Below are 18,768 nucleotides of genomic sequence, written 5' to 3' on the forward strand. Positions count from 1 at the left end.
AGCTTTTTTGTCTTTGATTTTAATGGTTCAAATAAAAAAGACTTTCATTAATTTGAAAGTCTTTTTTTATTTTAAGCTAACTTAATCGAAAGATTAACGCTTAATACGATACCAGGCATCACGTGCTGCTAGGCGAGCTTGGTCCCAAGTCAAACGTGAGCTACCTTTGAATTGTTCCCAATCATTGCGTAAGTCATTTTCAACACTTTCAAACTCATTAGCAGTATTGAAATGATGACGTGCACGGTAACCATAATCATACGCTGAGCGATAGTCGGTATCGTAATCATAGCCTTGGCTATAGTAAGTCGTCGTATTGTAGTTATTACGCCAGTAGGTATCTTCTTCTGTATTACCTTCAAGCGTATTTGCTACGGCATTACCTGTGGCTGCACCTGCTACAGCACCAATGGCACCGCCAACCAATGAACCTACTGGACCACCTACCGCACCAATCGCTGCGCCTGTAGCAGCACCGGCTGCCATACCTGTACCACTGGCGACAGGGTTAGCTTCTTTACGTTGTTCACCTGCTTCAGTTGGGTTAACTGCTTCACCGACTTCATGACCGGCTGCGCCACCGGCTACAGCGCCAATCGCGCCACCCACTAAGGTACCAACAGGACCTGCTACTGAACCAATGGCTGCACCGGCTGCGGCACCGCCTAGTGCACCAGAACCACTGGCAACTGGATGAGGTTTTTCGTAAGCATCTTCAGCAGTGGTAGGGTTGACTGCTTCACCGACTTCATGACCTGCCGCGCTACCTGCCACGGCGCCAATCGCACCACCAATCAATGTGCCAACGGGACCCGCTACTGACCCAACGGCTGCACCAGCTGCGGCACCACCTAATGCGCCTGTACCAGTAGCAACAGGATGACCTTTTTCTTCACCTTCTGCATAGCCATCCACTGTACGTAAACGTGGTGAATATTCTTGACCAGCAATACGAGCATCTGTTTTATTCCAACCATCACGAATGGCTTCTTTGGCATCTTCCCATGCAAGACGTGAATTACCTTTTACTTCATGCCAGCTACGTTCAAGATCAGATTCTACACTGTCAAACGTTGTGCCAGCTGGGTATTTTGCACGATTGGCATAGCCGACGGCATAAGCTGGTTGATAGTCAGTGGTATAATCATAACCATCTCTATAGTAGGTTGTTTGTGAATAGGTATCATTCCAATAAGTATCTTCAATCGTTGGATCAATCGCTTCACCTGCGGCGTGACCTGCAGCACCACCAGCGATGGCACCAATTGCGCCGCCGATTAACATACCCAATGGACCACCGATAGCACCGATGGCTGCACCTGCAGCAGCACCACCCATACCGCCTACTGCAGTACCGATTGGGTGTGAGCCTGGCTCACCAGTGATAGGGTCGCGGTTTAAGTCTGAATTATTAATATTATCTACCATGATTGTATCCTCATTTAAAGTTTTTTCATCCAAGCCATACTAGTATTTAGAAAAAAATTTTAATTAATATGGCTATTATTTTTATTGTCGAAAAACGATTAAAGGTGATATTAACTTAAAATCAATAAATTAAAATCAATTTTTTCATGAATCCGTTTTCGGTTATTACCCTTTCATAATAATAAATTTTTGCATCTGCTGTATAGTATTATGAGCAATCTTTTCGTAGAGTTTGGTAAACCTAAAGCCTCTTAGATGAGGTTTGTGTAACAAAGATAATCAATTGGTGAAAGAGATACAAAAAAACGCAAGTAAAGACTGTTTATCAGAGAAATTTTTTAAGAAAAATTTTTACTTAAAACATTCATGTAGCTATTTTTCACCCTATAAAAATCAGCAAATAAAGCCGTTAATTGGTACAATACCCATAAATTTTTGAAACCTGTTAGCATCGGTTCAGTTAAGCTATTTACCTAAATTTAAAGAGGCTTGTATGTCAACATCCAACAACTCAATCAAACAAGACCGTATTTTGGTATTGGATTATGGTTCACAGTACAGTCAACTGATTGCGCGCCGCGTGCGTGAAGCAGGGGTATTCTGTGAAATGTACCCATACGATATTGACGCACAGCGTATCCGCGACTTTGGTGCAAAAGGGGTTATTTTATCGGGCGGTCCAGAAAGCGTGTATGCAGAAAATAGCCCAAAAATTAATGACGCCGTATTTGATATCAATGTGCCTGTGCTAGGCATTTGCTATGGTATGCAAGCGATGGCAGACCGTTTCGGTGGCAAGATTGAAGCCAGTAGCCACCAAGAATTTGGCGCTGCTATCATTGAAAAAACCGCTCAAGATAGCTTCTTTAAAGGCATTGAAGATGAGCCTAACAAATTACACGTTTGGATGAGTCATGGCGATAAAGTCGTTGAGTTACCTGCAGGCTTTGAAGTGACTGCCAGAACCCCAAGCTGCCCAATTGCTGCGATGGCAAATGAAAGCAAGCATTATTATGGGGTGCAGTTTCATCCAGAAGTGACCCATACGCTACAAGGTGAAGCATTGATTAGCCGATTTGTCCACCAAATCTGTGGCTGTGCCAATGCGTGGACGCCGGATAACATCATTGAAATGCGTGTGGCGCAGTTAAAAGAACAAATTGGCGATGAGCAAGTGTTGTTGGGACTTTCGGGCGGCGTTGATAGCTCGGTGGTAGCCGCACTGCTTCACAAAGCGATTGGCGAGCAGCTAACTTGCGTGTTTGTTGATAATGGTTTGTTACGGCTCCATGAAGGCGACCAAGTGATGCAAATCTTTGCTGAAAACATGGGCGTTAAGGTCATTCGCGTGGATGCTGAAGAACGTTTTTTGACCGCATTAGCCGGTGTTAGCGATCCAGAAGCCAAACGTAAAATCATTGGCAAAACCTTTATCGATGTGTTTGCAGATACCGCACGTGAACTGTCGGGTGAGGGCAAAGGCATTCAATTTTTGGCACAAGGCACCATTTATCCCGATGTCATCGAATCTGCAAAAAGTCACCAAGGCAAAGCACATGTGATCAAGTCGCACCACAATGTCGGTGGCTTGCCAGACGATTTGCAGTTCAAACTTATTGAACCCTTACGTGATTTGTTTAAAGATGAAGTGCGTAAGCTCGGTGTGACATTAGGGCTACCTGAAAAAATGATTTATCGTCATCCTTTCCCAGGTCCAGGTCTAGGCGTGCGTATCTTGGGTGAAGTGAAAAAAGAATATGCCGATATTTTGCGTCAAGCCGATGCCATCTTTATGCAAGAGTTGGAAAAATCTGGTTGGTATGAGAAAACCGCACAAGCGTTTGCGGTGTTCCAACCGGTAAAATCAGTGGGCGTGGTCGGTGATGGTCGCCGCTATGCGTGGGTGATTGCGTTACGGGCGGTTGAAACCATCGACTTTATGACAGCGCGTTTTGCCCATTTGCCGTATGATTTGATTGAAACAGTGTCTAATCGCATCATGAATGAAATCAAAGAAGTATCACGTGTGACCTACGATATCTCAAGTAAGCCACCAGCGACCATTGAATGGGAATAAAGCGACTAAAAAAAGCTAATAAAAAAAGGCGATTGATTATCGCCTTTTTTATGGTTTTAGACCACGACCGATAGTGTTATCGAGTATTGCTTTTACGGATCGCCAAAATAATCATTACCAATAAAATGCTAAAAAACCCCAGTGATAATTCTGGGATACTAAAGCCTAAAAACGTCCAGTCAATCACCGCACACTCGCCAGAACCTTTAAATACTTCTTTCAACACTTGAGCAATCGGCAGCGTATCCATCCAATAGTCCAGCCCAGGACCACATGAGGGGACTTGGTCAGGTGGCAGGTGTTGAATCCATACATGGCGAATCGCCACAGCAATTGACCACAAAATGCCGAGCAGCGCGCCAAACATCAACAAAATCTTTGCCCAAGCTTGTTTTGGATTGAGTAAAAAGGCGATAAATGCAAAAATCCCCATCACAATTAAACCCACTCGCTGAAAGATACACAGCGGACACGGGTCTAATTTTACCACCCCTTGCAAATAAAAATAGGCGAAACTCATGCCAATAATACTGGCTAACGTCAATAGTCCTGCCAGTCCCCGATAACTTAACAAGCTGTGGGTCAATGAAGCATCACGCATAAAAAAACCATCAAACAATTTAGTGAAAAAGAATAAGCCAAACCATAGCGCTTAGAATTTTAGAAATTTAACCCTACAACATAATCAGTCCAACGATACCTGCTAACTGGCACCTGATAACCAGCACCTGCTAACTAGCGAAATTGACCCACATAGGCATAAAAATCTTGTGTGTCATTCTGCTCGATATCGGCTTGCTCACGCACAGAGTTTTTGGCAAGCTGCTCAAAGTAAGTCATTTGCTCAGGGACCAATCCTTGATGTCTTAAGCGATTGGCATGCATTTGCGCCAGTGACTTACCAAACTGCCAGCTACTATCAAAGCGTTCGGTATCGACTAATACTTGCGCTGACAGGGTATTGTCTGGATTTTGCGCTTTTGCCATCATCGATTGCCACGCATTGCGGTAATCATTGCTACCATAGGTGACATCCATGAGTTCTGATAGCTTACGCATACCTAGCAGATGCTGTAGTAGCCAGTCTTTAAATGCGACTTGCCCAGCTACTGTATCAATCATTAAGTTTGGCTCGCGCCCTTGATTGACGATTTTTTCTTGGTTTTGAGCAAGTAGGGCATCTTCATCGGGCAATAAGTCAGGACTATCTAGCAATAGACAGTACAATGCCAAAATTTCCATAAAACAGGCGGTATTTAAGCTGATACCGATTTCGCTGTACGGATCTAAGTCAATCGCTCGGAGTTCCACATAAGCGATACCGCGCTTGGCTAAGGCATCACTGGGGTTTTCGCCAGGTTGGGTAATTTGTTTGGGTCGAATCGGGCTGTAGTACTCGTTTTCAATCTGCAAAATATGGTCATTGATTTGAATGGGATAGCCGTTGTCGTCATCGAGTCCCAACGCGCTAAAATTAGGATGCGGCGTGTGGATGGCATTACGCAAACCTGCGACATATTCATCGAGACTGTTGTAGCGGATATCTAAATCATCTTGTACACTATTTTGATAACCCAGTTTGCCCATGCGCAGAGAGGTAGCATTGGGTAAATAGTAGGTTGATGCGTTCATTGGCTGTAGCGGATGCTCGCGACCCTTTAAAAAACACGCGCACACGGCAGGACTTGCACCAACCAAGTACAGCACCATACCACTTAGACGTTTGAAGTTACGAATCAGACCCAAGTATTTTTCATTTTTAAATTCAGTTAATGGCTGGGTATCACCTAACTGCTGTTGCCAAGCGGTGAATAAATTATCACCAAATGATAAATTATAATGCAATCCAGCAATGGTCTGCATACGGCGACCATAGCGGATGCCTAGACCGTGACGATATAGGGTTTTTAATCTACCTGAGTTTGAGGTGCCATAGTCGGCCAGCAAAATATCTTCATCGCCCGAAATCATACAAGGCATCGACATCGACCAAAACAGCTCGTCATCGGTCAAAGCATTTTGTACCACAATATGCAAATCACGCAGCATATCAAGTGCTTCTTTCACCGTGGGTTTTGGCTCAGTAATTAGCTCTAACAAGCTTTCGGCATAGTCAGTAGTGATAAAAGGGTGAGTGAGTTTTGAGCCAAGCTTTGCCGGGTGTGGGGTAGTGGCGATATATCCCTCAGGGCTCATACGTAAGCCTTCTTTTTCGATACCCCGTAGCATGCCATGAATGTTTTCAGCGGTCAGCCAAGTAGGTAGCTGCAAAGAAGTACAAGTTTGAGGCGCTTGGGTCATAATTATCCTAGAATTATTTTTAATTGTGTGAAATTATGCCACCAAATTTATACAAACACTATCAAAATATCGTGATGACGAAATTACCAATTGCAATAATCGCCAAACGTAAAAAACCCACAGTAAATACCGTGGGTATGATAAAAACTATCCCATTATTTGATTAAGTGATAATTTTTACCTGAAACTTTTAATCAAAAAAGCATTAAGAGAAATCTAATTCAGTCTCAAACCCTTTTAATTCATGACGCGCCATAGCTAGGTTTGATTTTTGGCGATCAAGTACTAGGTACAAAAATAGGTTTTCATTACGGACTAGCGGACGGATTAAGTGATATTGTTTACTTAATGTGATTAGGATATCTTCGATCTTGTCGTTAAGACCTAATGCTTTAGCAGTTTTACGTTTTGCACGTACCACTTCAGTGTTACCCGCTGCTGCAACTTCAAGGTCGATACCATTACCGGTTGAGGCAAGTGCTAGACCTGATTCGCTGTCAACCAATGCAGCTGCAATGAAACCGTCGATGTTATTGAGTGAGTCTAAAGATAATTTAGCCATGATAAGCTCCTTGGTATTATTAAATGAATAATAAAGATTGCTTATTAATAATTGCTTAGCTAACAAACTTAAATCATTAAAACATTTAACATTAAGTAATTAACAAGAATAAATTAATATCAACCTATATTAGGGTACTTGATGATAACACGGTTAAGTGTCATCACGCTGTTGATAAAATCATTATTACGGATAAAGGCTAACGACACAAATCAAATCTGATAAACGCTGAAAAAATGTAGATGATTTTGTTCAAAGGTAACAAATACAGGATGAATGAAAATTAAAAGGCTAAACTTAACAGTTGCTGGCTATATTTAAGCTAAAGCCTTTTAATTATGCAAATGAACTAGGTAAAGAATCCCAGTAAAATTAGCCAGTAAAGCTAGATAGAAAATGACGAACCACAACCACAAGTCGTGGTGGCGTTTGGATTGTTGACGGTAAAACGCGAGCCTTCTAATCCTTCCACATAATCAATGGTTGAGCCATGTAGGTATTGGTAGCTCAAACTATCAACAACCAATGCTACATCATCGTTACTAAAGGTAGCATCATCATCGCCCAAGTTTTCTTCAAAATTAAAACCATACGAAAAACCCGAACAGCCACCACCCGTCACATATACTCGCAGCATCAAGTCGTTATTGCCTTCTGAATCACGTAGGTTACGCACTTTTTTAGCAGCATTATCGGTTAAAGTCATGCCATCAACCATACTATCAGTTACGGTATCGCTCATCGGGGGTATTCCTTATAAAAACTTTTTTATTATTATGGGGTGCTTGCTTTATACTATCAAGAATTTTTCCCATTTAATTTTAGTCAAATTTTTTGAGTTTTGAGCCGATTATGATAGAACTAAAAGATGCCAGTATTCGCCGTGATGGGCGGGTATTATTTAAAGATGTTAATTTGCAAATCCATCCAGGTTGGAAAATCGGGTTAACAGGCAACAATGGCACAGGTAAATCCAGTTTTTTTGCGACGCTATTGACCCAAAAAGGCGAAGGCGAATTGGCACTCGACACAGGCAGTCTATCGGTTCCAAACAGTTGGCAAATCGGTCATATGGCGCAAGAGATTGAAACCACTGACCAATCGGCGATAGATTTTGTGTTGAGTGGCGACAAAGAATACTTTGAGCTGCAAGATAAGATTAACCATCCAGATACCTTGTCAGAAGATGAGCTTGCCCATGTGCACGCGCGCTTTGATGATATCCATGGTTATAGTACCCCTGCAAAAGCCTCCCAAATCATGACAGGACTTGGGTTTAATGTTGCTCAAGAAAGCCAACCTGTGAGTAGTTTTTCAGGGGGCTGGCGTATGCGCCTAAACCTTGCCAAAACCTTAATGAGCCGTGCGGATTTATTGTTGCTTGATGAGCCGACCAATCACTTGGATTTGGATGCCATTTTGTGGCTTGAAGAATGGCTCAAAGCCTATGACGGCACGTTACTCATGATTTCGCATGACCAAGCGTTTTTGGATAATGTAGTGAGCAATATCTTGCACATTGAAAACCAACAAATGACCCTTTATACAGGCAATTACAGCACCTTTGTGCGTACCCGTAGTGAACGCCTAGCCCAGCAGCAGCAACAATTTGAAAAACAGCAAGAAACCCGTGCCCACCTTGAAGATTTTATTCGCCGTTTTAAAGCCAAAGCTTCTAAAGCCAAACAAGCGCAAGCCCGTGTCAAACAGCTGGAGCGGATGACCGAGCTAGCGCCTATCATGGCGGACAACCCGTTTCAGTTTCGGTTCAAATCCCCTGTGCAATTAACATCGCCATTATTGGTGCTAGACAATGCCAGTGTGGGTTACAACGGTGTACCACTTATCGAGAATATTCGCCTACAAATTACCCCTGACAGCCGCATCGGTCTGCTAGGGATGAATGGCGCAGGCAAATCAACGGTCATTAAAGGCTTGGTGGGTGAGTTGCCTATCTTGGCTGGGACGCGTAAAGCTGCAGATAGTTTGGTACTGGGGTATTTTAACCAACACCAAATGGATAGCCTCGATGGAGAAGCATCACCTATATTGATGCTGCAGCGTCTCGCAGGCAAAACTTCAGACGCTGATTTACGGGCGTTTTTAGGGAGTTTTGACTTTCGCGGTGACCGCATTGATACCAAAAGCAAGTTGTTCTCTGGCGGTGAGCGGGCAAGACTCACCCTTGCGCTCATCGTATGGCAGCGTCCCAATGTGTTGGTATTAGACGAGCCGACCAACCACCTAGATTTGGAGATGCGGCAAGCATTGAGCATGGCCTTGCAAGAATTTGAAGGGGCGGTCATTCTGGTATCACACGACCGAGAAATGATAGCCAATGTTTGCGATGAGCTATATTTGGTGCATGACGGGCAATGTAACATCTTTGACAATGACATCGCTTATTATAGTCAGTGGTTATCACAGACCCGTAAACAGCAAGCCAAACAAGCGAGCGACAATAAAAAACTCGAAGACAAAAAATTAGCCCACCAAAAAACAGATGTTTCACGTGAAACGTCTAACGTACCCAATGCGTTATCCAAAGAAGAACAACGCAAAAAATCCGCTGAACAGCGTAAACTTACCGCGCCCATCCGTAAAAAAATCGAAAACGAAGAAAAACAACTAGAAAAATTCATGGCGCAGCTAGGTGAGATTGAAGAAAAGCTAGGTGATGCAGGTCTGTATGAGGATAGCCATAAAGCCACCTTACTGAAGCTACTCGATGAACAAACCACGCTAAAAGGACAAATTGAAGCATTCGAAGAAAATGTGATGACTTTGATGATGACACTTGAAGAGATGCAAAATAATGTTTGATTAAATAAAAAAAGACAGCCTAGACTGTCTTTTTTTATTTAATCAAACATTATTTTGCATCAGCAAAATATTTTTGTAAGTCATCATTACCACCGATGTGTTTGCCACCGATAAACACCTGTGGGGTAGTTTCACGACCAGTAATGGCTCGCACTGAGGTAATACTCGCATCTTTACCAAGTACAATTTCTTCAAACTGAAAGCCCTTTTGAGTTAACGTTTCTTTGGCTTTGGCACAATGTGGGCAACCAGGCTTGGTAAAAATTGAGACAGAGGGTTTGTCTTGCCAGTTTGGGTCGATATATTTAATCATAGTATCAGCATCTGATACTTCGTATGGGTCATCACTGCCGCTGTCTTGGGGTTCGTCAAAGATTTTGACAATTTTACCATCATCGACCAGCATCGAATAACGCCATGAACGTTTGCCAAACCCAATTGCTGAGTCATCAATTAAGCGTCCCATCGCTTCAGCAAACTCACCGTTACCATCTGGAATCACGGTCACATTGCTACAGTCTTGGTCTTTGGCCCAAGCATTCATAACAAAGGTATCGTTGACTGAGACACACACGATGTCATCAACGCCTAGTTTGGCAAATTCAGTTGCCAATTCATTATAGCGCGGTAAATGCAGTGATGAACACGTTGGTGTAAATGCCCCTGGTAAGGCAAATAATACTACTTTTTTGCCTTTAAATAATTCATCCGTGCTAACATCTACCCATTTGCCTTGCTGTTGGGTATGAAAAGTCACGCTTGGCACTTGTTTGCCAATCATATCGCTAAACGCCATATCCTACTCCTTATTATCGTAAATTGTTATACTACATTTTTTAGTAAATGAGCTATTTGCTTACTCATTATACAAACAAATAAGGTAAAAAACTGTAATCAGCGTTATTAAAAAGTTAATTATTTTAATAAGTATTTTAAATCATTACATATTTTATGATTTATTTTATATTATTAACTGTGGTGATAACAGTGCGTCAATTGTTAAAAATTGATAAAATCAGTTATGATAGGGCAGATTTTTTAGATTTTATTCAACAAATTTGATAAGGAAAACCTCATGCCATCATTTGACGTGGTTTCAGAATTACAGTTATTTGAAGTTAAACATGCCGTACAAAATACCGAAAAAGAGATTGCCACCCGTTTTGATTTTAAAGGCAGTGATATTAAAGTCGAACTGAATGAAAAAGACAAAAAAATCACCATCACCGCAGACAATGAGTTGCAGATGGAAAACGTATATGCCATGCTTGAGAAAAACATGATAAAACGCGGGGTGGATTTGCAGTCGCTCGACCCACAGGATAATCAAGGCTCGGGCAAACAAATGAAAAAGGTGGTCAATCTCAAAGATGGACTTGATGGCGATACCGCCAAAAAAATCAGCAAGGCATTAAAAGAGTCGGATTTGAAAGTATCGGCAGCGATTCAAGGCGATAAAGTACGAGTCAATGATAAGAAAAAAGACACGCTACAGCAAGCGATGGCGTTTTTGAAAGAAAAACAATTTGGTGTGCCACTGCAATTTAATAATTTTAAAGACTAGCACGCAAAAATTAGTACAAAACAACTATCATAAAAAAAGCCCTTGTCTTAAACAGGGCTTTTATTTTTACAGGTTACTATTAGAGACTTTCTTTTGTACTCGGCAATCTATTGAGTGCGCGTTCATCATATTCCACCGCCATACGCAGCGCACGAGCAAAGGCTTTAAAGGTACTTTCAATTTGGTGATGGCTGTTTTTGCCTTTCAAGTTATCCAAATGAATAGTTATCATGGCATGATTGACAAAGCCATAGAAAAATTCACTGAACAAATCTACATCAAACCCACCAATCATCGCACGGGTAAACGGGATATCCATGTGCAGTCCAGGGCGACCTGAAATATCCACTACCGCACGGCTAAGGCTTTCATCGAGTGGGGCATAAAAATGTCCATAACGCACGATGCCTTTTTTGTCACCAATCGCTTGTTTGAAGGCTTGACCTAGCGTAATACCAACATCTTCGACACTATGATGGTCGTCAATGTGGGTGTCACCGTTACAGGTAATATCCATGTCAATTAAGCCATGTCGTTTGATTTGGTCAAGCATATGGTCCAGAAATGGCACACCCGTGTCAATGGCGCCTTGACCGGTACCGTCAAGGTTGATAGACACGGTGATTTGGGTTTCAGCGGTATTTCGTGTGACGGTGGCGATACGCGATGGGCGAGTGGTCATGGTTTTCCCTTACAGTTAAAAATCACAATCTTTTATGTTCAGCATCTTTTTCACGCTGTTTGACAACTTTACGCACTTTGTCACGCGCACGGTCTTGTTTGAGCTTGGATAAATAATCCACAAAAACTTTACCATTTAAGTGGTCAATTTCATGTTGGATACATACGGCAAGTAGGCCTTGTGCTTCTTCAACAAACGGGTTGCCCTGCGCGTCGACAGCCTCAATTCTGACATGTTTGGGTCTATCGACTTTGTCATAATACTCGGGCACAGACAAACACCCTTCTTCGTAGCTATATAATTCATCGGCTAACGGGGTCACAATGGGATTGATAAACACCCGAGGCTGGCTGCCATCTTCAGATAAGTCCATCACTACCAATTGAATGTGCTCATCCACTTGCGTTGCCGCCAGACCTATACCTTTGGCGGCATACATGGTTTCGAACATATCATCAATCAAGGTTTTTAGGTCATCACCAAAGTGGGTGACAGGCTTGGCAAGGGTACGAAGTCTCGGATCTGGGTAATTTAAAATGGTACGTAAAGTCATAATCGGTCAACTGTTAATAAGGCAAATAATAAGGCAAAAATTATCTAAAAAAATTGGCATAGGGTAACGCAAACGCTAAAGTTTGGCTACTATAACCTATATATAGGTGCAATCCAATCGCTTCACAATAGCAAATAATCAATGATAATGATTGAGTGATTAAAATCTACCAAAAACCAATTATTTAAAAAAACTATTTAAAGAGAATTAAAGAGAAAATTTATGAAGCCCCAATTATTTTATGCTATGCTAACCAAAATTTACATAGTGCAAATTATGGGTGATTTTGCGACACATAACACAACATTCGGCTATGATTTTTTATAAGTGATGGTAAAGCGTATGCCATTTTAAAGCGTTAAGCCGTTAACCTTGAGTATTGGGCTATGACAAACTATAACACCACGACAATGAAAAAATTATCCTTCGCTTTGTTGGCAACCCTTGGTATGACAGTGAGTTCGCTAGCCGCTGCTAACAACCCGCCACCTCGTATCAAAGCCGATGCGCCCAACCGTTATGTGGTGAAAAAAGGTGATACGCTTTGGGATATCTCCGGTAAATTCTTAGAAAGTCCGTGGCGCTGGAAAGAAATTTGGGCGACTAATAAACAGATTCGTAATCCGCATCTGATTTATCCAAAAGATGTGATTATCTTATGTGTGATTAAAGGGCAAAAATTGGTCGGTGTAGACACGGGGGAAGGCTGTGCAGGCATTGAAAAAGCCATGAACGCGCCAGTCACCACAACCACCGTGGTGAGTGCCGCAGGTAGTATCCCTGCGATTCCTTTGACTGCCATTGAAACATGGCTTGAACGCAATATCATCGTATCGCCTGATGACTTTAAAACTACCCCCTATGTGCTGGCTTCAAAAGATAAAAACATTATCACAGGTGTCGGTAACAAAATATATGCTAAAGGCGTGCCACTCATTGTGGGACAACGCTATGGCGTGTATCGTGAGGGCGAACCGTATGTTGACCCAACCACCCGTAAAGTCATCGGTCTTGAAGTCACCCAAGTTGCCGCAGGTATCGTCACTAGCGTAGCATCAAACGGTGTTTCTAGTATCGAGCTTAAAAAATCGTATGGTCAAGAAGTGCGCGAAGGTGACCGTGTGTTTGTCGAAGTCGGTCAGTACTTGCCACCTGCGTTTTATCCAAAACCTGCCAGCGTTACCCGTGGCGGTCGCGTGATTCGTATTTTAAATTCCATTAGTAGTGCGGGTCGAGATGGGGTGATTGCCATTAATTTGGGTACTAGCCAAGGCGCTCAGCCAGGCGATGTGCTAACGGTTTATCAAAAAGGCGCTTTAGTCTTGGACGACTATGCATCCGTGAAAGGTGGGGCAGTACGCTTGCCAAGTGAGCAAATCGGTCATGTGATGGTATTTAAAGCATTTAACGATATTAGCTACGCTTATGTACTCGATGCTGAATCACCAATTCATGAGCAAGATTTTTTATTGCCTGCGGTCGGCAACTAACGCTTTCGCTTACCTTTGCTTGCTTGCCCTTGCTTATGCTTGATTGGTAAGCGATCGTTCAAAAGCCAGTCACCTTGACTGGCTTTGCTGTCTTTAAAGTTTTTATGGTGAGAAAAATTTATAATAGCAAACATTCATAAGCCCTATACATGCCTAAGGAATATACGTGATGCAGGATTATCAGCCTAACTTAAACCCGGCGCAGCAGGCTGCCTTATTATTATGGCATTTAGTGAACTTATCGGTGCCTGTTTATAACAAGCTTGTAGCGCGTTTTGGTAGCGCTGAACAAGCGATTCAAGCTAAGCTGGCAGACTGGCAAGCGCTGGGCTTGCATGATAATCACCACAAACGTTTTGCTGAGTTTATCAGCGCCAGTCGAACCAGCCAGTTTTTGCATGATACGCTATTAGAACTATCACAAGGGCAGTATGGGGTTGTGTTTCATAATGACCCTTTATATCCGACTCAATTAAAAAACATCTATGACCCACCGCCTTTGTTATTTTATCAAGGCAATTTATCTGCATTAAGCCAACCACAATTGGCGATTGTTGGTAGCCGCAAACCAAGTCCACATGCTGAAAAAATCGCCTTTGATATGGCGCAATATTTGGCGCACGAAGGCTTATGGGTCACCAGTGGCATGGCAGAAGGCATTGACAAACAAGCGCATTTAGGTGCGTTAAGTCTACAAATGACTGGCACACAAGGTGGTACTATTGCGGTACTGGGCAATGGTATTAAACATTGTTATCCAAAAAATCACGCCAGCCTTAAAGCCCATATTATTGCGTCAGGTGGCTGCGTCATTAGTGAATTATTGCCTGATATGCCGAGCAATCGTTACCATTTTCCAAGGCGCAATCGTCTCGTCGCTGGGCTAAGTTTGGCAACTTTGGTTGTAGAAGCCGCTGCCAAAAGCGGCTCGCTCATCACTGCCAGAGAAGCCAACGAGCAAGGCAAACAAGTCTTTGCTATTCCTAGTCATATTGACAACCTCAACGCCAAAGGTTGCCACCAATTGATTCGTGAAGGTGCGACCTTGGTCGATCATCCATCACAAATTTTGGAAGATTTATCAATTTTTAAATCACCGCTTGTCAAAGCCGCTGAGGTTGAAACAGCGCCGATAGTTGCACAGGCAGTCATTAATAGCCCTCAATTACCGTCCGAATCAGTTTCAAACACCCAGCCGCACCAAGCGCCATTGGCGATGGATGTGGCGCCGCATTTGCAGAAATTGCTTAATCAACTCGATTGGGTAGGGCAAGATTTAGACAGCTTGGTCGATAAGACCCACACCGATATTGCGACACTTATGGGCTGGCTGATTGAGCTTGAGCTCATGGGACTGGTGATGCAGCGCGGCGGTCTATATATGCGCTGCCGCCCTTAATTTTGATAAGCGATGAGCAAAAAAACTACCAAATAATCGAGGTATATAATGCAATTTAATGACACCCAGCTCGATGCAGTTCAGCAATTTTTACAAGCCGGCAATCTGCTCGCTTATCCAACCGAAGCGGTGTGGGGAATCGGCTGTGATCCATTTAACGAAACCGCAGTGAAACAGATTTTAGCGATTAAACAGCGTCCAATCGAAAAAGGCATGATTGTTATCACAGGCGATATCGCGCATATTCAGCCATTCTTACAGCCGTTACCACAGCAAGTAGTTGATAGCATTGCGGCAAGTTGGCAGTCTAGCGATGCACAAGCCACCACTTGGTTGTTACCGATTCCTGCGACATTGCAAGGCAAAATCCCCGAATGGGTCACAGGTGGACGAGATAGCTTAGCCATACGAGTGATTAGCCATCCGATGATTGCTAAGCTTTGCAATCACATCGCCCACGCAGACCACAATAACCCGTTTGGATTTTTGGTATCCACAAGTTGTAACCTATCGGGTTTGACACCTGCTACTGATTTCGCGGCTGCTTATCAATACTTTGGTGATGCCATCGGTTATTTACTCGGCGACACCCTTGGATTTGTTCGACCTAGCCAGATTTTTGATGCCCTAACCCAACAACAAGTACGCGCTTAACACCTTATTTTTAGCAAATTTTATCTTCTCATGTCATAAATACGCAAATTTAGTGTGGATTTCATAGGAAAAACGCCATTTTGACCCGCAAATAATGCGACTCACTCTTGAAATCAAAGGGATTCACCATTATCAAAGCCAATAACTTTAACCGTTTTAACGTGTAACTGTTACCTTGGTGACGGTTACCTTGATAATAGGAGTGATGATTGATGAATTCAGCTGATAATAACCAAAATACGCAACCGCATAACCAAACTGACGCCGTCTCAACGGAGTTAAAAGATGCCATGGAACAGTTTGAGCCAAGTAACGAGCAAAAAACCATTCCTAGCGACATCAATTTGAGCACCTACGAGCAGCGTATTGCCGAGCTTGAAGGTCAAGTCAAAGAAGCCAAAGAAGCTCATGCCCGTGCCAATGCTGAAGCCTACAATGCGCGCAACCGCATGGAGCAAGAAACCGAAAAAACCAAAAAATTTGCTTTAGAAAAATTTGCCAAAGACCTATTAGACACTGTCGATAACCTTGAACGTGCGATTGAAAATAGCCAATCCGACAATGATCCTGTGCTTGAAGGCGTCAAACTTACCCACAAATCGCTGATTGCGGTGCTAGAAAAATATGGCGTTAAAGTGGTTAATCCACAGGGCGAAACATTTAATGCCGACCTGCATGAAGCCGTGGGCATTGACCCAGAGGCGAGCGCCAACCAAGTAGGTCAAGTACTACAAAAAGGTTATACGCTACATGAGCGTTTATTGCGTCCAGCCATGGTTCGCGTAGGTAGCTAGTAAGCAAGCAGTAAACAACGGATTGACCGATTGGTAACAAGTGTAGCAAAAAACTTTTGCTAACTGCTTGAAAAAAACCCTCGGTAAACCGATATAAAAATACAAGACAATGTGGTGCTCATCACCACTTACCATCAAAATAAAAATTGGAGAATTTAATTATGGCTAAAATTATTGGTATTGACTTAGGTACAACCAACTCATGTGTTGCAGTGATGGAAGGTGACAAAGTTAAAGTCATCGACAATGCTGAAGGCGCACGTACCACCCCATCAATCGTTGCTTATAAAGATGACGGCGAAATCTTAGTGGGTCAATCAGCCAAACGCCAAGCGGTAACTAACCCACAAAATACCTTATTTGCTATCAAGCGTTTGATTGGTCGCAAGTTTGAAGACAAAGTCGTGCAAAAAGACATCGGCATGGTGCCATATAAAATTGTCAAAGCTGACAATGGCGATGCTTGGGTTGACATCAACGGTAAAAAATTAGCACCACCCCAAATCTCTGCTGAAGTTTTGAAAAAAATGAAAAAAACTGCAGAAGATTATCTGGGTGAAAGTGTCACTGAAGCGGTAGTAACGGTCCCTGCTTACTTCAACGACAGCCAACGTCAAGCTACTAAAGACGCGGGTAAAATCGCAGGTCTTGATGTCAAACGTATCATCAACGAACCTACAGCGGCAGCTTTAGCTTACGGTATGGACAAGAAAGGCGGTGCAGATCGTAAGATTGCGGTTTATGACTTAGGTGGTGGTACTTTCGATATTTCAATCATCGAAATCGCAGACGTTGATGGCGAGCAGCAATTTGAAGTGCTTTCAACCAATGGTGACACCTTCTTAGGCGGTGAAGACTTTGATTTAACCTTAATTGACTACTTGGTTGAAGAATTCAAAAAAGAAAACAGTGTGAACCTAAAAGGTGACCCACTGGCAATGCAACGCTTAAAAGAAGCGGCAGAGAAAGCAAAAATCGAACTTTCAAGCTCACAAAGCACGGATATTAACTTACCGTACATTACTGCCGATGCCACAGGTCCAAAACACTTAGTGGTGAACGTAACCCGTGCCAAGTTAGAAAGCTTAACTGAAGCGCTTGTCAACCGTACCATTGAGCCTTGTAAAATCGCATTGAGTGACGCGGGCTTAAAAGCATCTGATATTGATGATGTTATCTTGGTAGGTGGTCAAAGCCGTATGCCACTGGTACAACAACGTGTTCAAGAATTTTTCGGCAAAGAGCCACGTAAAGATGTGAATCCTGATGAAGCCGTAGCGATGGGTGCAGCGATTCAAGGTGCGGTACTGTCGGGTGACAAAACTGACGTACTACTGCTTGATGTGACACCGTTAACGCTAGGTATCGAAACCATGGGCGGCGTGTTGACACCAATCATTGAGAAAAACACCATGATTCCAACCAAGAAATCACAAGTGTTCTCTACAGCGGATGACAATCAACCAGCAGTAACTATTCAGGTCTACCAAGGTGAACGTAAAATTGCCGCACAAAACAAATTGCTTGGACGTTTCGATTTGACCGATATTCCACCCGCACCGCGTGGCGTACCACAAATTGAAGTTACCTTTGACATCAACGCTGATGGCATCATGAATATCTCAGCGAAAGATAAAGGGACTGGTAAAGCACAAAGTATCCAAATTAAAGCCGACTCAGGTCTATCAGACTCAGAAATCGAGCAAATGATTCGTGATGCTGAAGCCAATGCCGCTGAAGATGCCAAATTTGCTGAACTTGCGCAAGTACGTAACGAAGCAGATGGTCGTATTCATGGCGTACAAAAAGCCATGAAAGATGCCGCTGATAAAGTAACCGATAGCGATAAAACCGCAGTAGAAGACGCTATCAAAGCGCTAGAATTGGCGGTTAAAGAAGATAATCTAGATGACATCAAGTCAAAACTTGAAGCTCTAGACAATGCCTTCTTACCGGTTAGTCAAAAAATCTACGCTGACCCAGGCGCTACCGCAGAAGCGGGTGATGCACAGCCACAACAAACCCAGCAAGATGATGGGGTTGTCGATGCAGAATTCACCGAAGTAAAAGATGACAACAAATAATCAGTTCACTGATTACAGCATCATAAAAATACCGCCGCACGGCGGTATTTTTATTTTATTTGAAAATTTTAAGAAAAAGGTGTTGACACCCATTCTAATTCACGTATAATACGCCACCACTGAGCGACGAAGAGTTTACAAATAAGTAAAACAAGTTACGAAGCTTAGAAAGAATTAAAATAAAGCTTGACAGAGTAAAACAAAACGTATTACAATATCAAGCTCACCAGATGATAGACGATATCTTTGGTACATTAAATAACAACAAACACAAGAACAACTTGTGTGGATTTTCACTTAGAGCGATAAAATTAAGACTTTAATTAATTGTATTGTCAGAGTGAAGATACTCGTAAG

The 18,768-nt window shown here is 42.7% G+C and carries 15 protein-coding genes and 2 pseudogenes; 8 read left to right on the forward strand and 9 right to left on the reverse strand.

Features of this window, described 5'->3' with window-relative positions; translation table 11 throughout:
- Positions 1–534 precede the first annotated feature (534 nt).
- Positions 535–897: pseudogene (locus tag RT084_RS12410) on the reverse strand (glycine zipper domain-containing protein); the annotation flags it as partial.
- Positions 898–963: 66 nt separating this feature from the next.
- A pseudogene (locus tag RT084_RS12415) lies at positions 964–1,428 on the reverse strand (hypothetical protein); the annotation flags it as partial.
- 493 nt (positions 1,429–1,921) lie between these two features.
- Between RT084_RS12415 and guaA the strand changes: the two are divergent.
- Positions 1,922–3,505 (forward strand): glutamine-hydrolyzing GMP synthase, encoded by a 1,584-nt coding sequence (guaA, locus tag RT084_RS05475; RefSeq protein ID WP_313097943.1) that lies wholly within the window; start codon positions 1,922–1,924, stop codon positions 3,503–3,505.
- 76 nt (positions 3,506–3,581) lie between these two features.
- Here guaA and RT084_RS05480 read toward each other — a convergent pair whose 3' ends face one another.
- The 4 genes from RT084_RS05480 to erpA form a co-directional block, all read right to left on the reverse strand.
- Positions 3,582–4,106: a disulfide bond formation protein B gene (locus RT084_RS05480; protein WP_313097945.1), complete on the reverse strand. Its 525-nt coding sequence runs from the start codon at positions 4,104–4,106 to the stop codon at positions 3,582–3,584.
- Positions 4,107–4,240: 134 nt separating this feature from the next.
- A complete protein-coding gene (gene gshA / locus RT084_RS05485; RefSeq protein ID WP_065253952.1) occupies positions 4,241–5,806 on the reverse strand; it encodes a glutamate--cysteine ligase in 1,566 nt (521 codons plus the stop codon).
- Positions 5,807–6,011: 205 nt separating this feature from the next.
- The gene (locus RT084_RS05490) at positions 6,012–6,368 is read right to left on the reverse strand and encodes a roadblock/LC7 domain-containing protein (RefSeq protein ID WP_065253953.1); all 357 of its coding nucleotides are present in this window, start codon (positions 6,366–6,368) and stop codon (positions 6,012–6,014) included.
- 385 nt (positions 6,369–6,753) lie between these two features.
- On the reverse strand, positions 6,754–7,086 hold the full coding sequence (erpA, locus tag RT084_RS05495) for an iron-sulfur cluster insertion protein ErpA (protein ID WP_065253985.1): 333 nt from the start codon (positions 7,084–7,086) through the stop codon (positions 6,754–6,756).
- A 134-nt stretch (positions 7,087–7,220) separates the two neighbouring features.
- Here erpA and RT084_RS05500 point away from each other — a divergent pair, with 134 nt between their 5' ends.
- Entirely contained in the window at positions 7,221–9,191 is a 1,971-nt protein-coding gene (locus RT084_RS05500) for an ATP-binding cassette domain-containing protein (protein ID WP_313097949.1), read from the forward strand.
- 49 nt (positions 9,192–9,240) lie between these two features.
- Here the strand turns inward: RT084_RS05500 and RT084_RS05505 are convergent, their stop codons facing one another.
- Positions 9,241–9,987, reverse strand: coding sequence for a glutathione peroxidase (locus RT084_RS05505; protein WP_312385026.1), 747 nt, complete (start codon positions 9,985–9,987; stop codon positions 9,241–9,243).
- Positions 9,988–10,266: 279 nt separating this feature from the next.
- Between RT084_RS05505 and RT084_RS05510 the strand changes: the two genes are divergently transcribed.
- Positions 10,267–10,755 carry a YajQ family cyclic di-GMP-binding protein gene (locus RT084_RS05510; RefSeq protein WP_036591734.1) on the forward strand — a complete coding sequence of 163 codons (489 nt, stop codon included), beginning with the start codon at positions 10,267–10,269 and terminating at the stop codon, positions 10,753–10,755.
- A 79-nt stretch (positions 10,756–10,834) separates the two neighbouring features.
- On the opposite strand, the gene hisB is transcribed toward RT084_RS05510, so the two are convergent.
- Positions 10,835–11,437, reverse strand: coding sequence for an imidazoleglycerol-phosphate dehydratase HisB (gene hisB, locus RT084_RS05515; RefSeq protein WP_060994950.1), 603 nt, complete (start codon positions 11,435–11,437; stop codon positions 10,835–10,837).
- A gap of 22 nt (positions 11,438–11,459) precedes the next feature.
- Complete coding sequence (gene def, locus RT084_RS05520; RefSeq protein WP_312385029.1) at positions 11,460–11,990, reverse strand: peptide deformylase; 531 nt, start codon at positions 11,988–11,990, stop codon at positions 11,460–11,462.
- Between the two features lie 386 nt (positions 11,991–12,376).
- On the opposite strand from def, the gene RT084_RS05525 reads away from it, so the two are divergent.
- From RT084_RS05525 to dnaK, 5 genes are all read left to right on the forward strand, one after another.
- A complete protein-coding gene (locus RT084_RS05525) occupies positions 12,377–13,480 on the forward strand; it encodes a LysM peptidoglycan-binding domain-containing protein (protein ID WP_312385031.1) in 1,104 nt (367 codons plus the stop codon).
- A gap of 169 nt (positions 13,481–13,649) precedes the next feature.
- Positions 13,650–14,879: a DNA-processing protein DprA gene (gene dprA, locus RT084_RS05530; RefSeq protein WP_312385034.1), complete on the forward strand. Its 1,230-nt coding sequence runs from the start codon at positions 13,650–13,652 to the stop codon at positions 14,877–14,879.
- A gap of 48 nt (positions 14,880–14,927) precedes the next feature.
- Complete coding sequence (locus RT084_RS05535) at positions 14,928–15,533, forward strand: L-threonylcarbamoyladenylate synthase (RefSeq protein ID WP_219331731.1); 606 nt, start codon at positions 14,928–14,930, stop codon at positions 15,531–15,533.
- Positions 15,534–15,745: 212 nt separating this feature from the next.
- Positions 15,746–16,327, forward strand: a complete 582-nt coding sequence (grpE, locus tag RT084_RS05540) for a nucleotide exchange factor GrpE (RefSeq protein WP_036591743.1) — start codon at positions 15,746–15,748, stop codon at positions 16,325–16,327.
- 161 nt (positions 16,328–16,488) lie between these two features.
- Positions 16,489–18,411: a molecular chaperone DnaK gene (dnaK, locus tag RT084_RS05545; RefSeq protein ID WP_309593310.1), complete on the forward strand. Its 1,923-nt coding sequence runs from the start codon at positions 16,489–16,491 to the stop codon at positions 18,409–18,411.
- The last annotated feature ends 357 nt before the right edge of the window (positions 18,412–18,768 follow it).

This window comes from Moraxella sp. CTOTU48717 (assembly GCF_032057165.1).
GTDB classification, from domain to species: domain Bacteria; phylum Pseudomonadota; class Gammaproteobacteria; order Pseudomonadales; family Moraxellaceae; genus Faucicola; species Faucicola tetraodonis.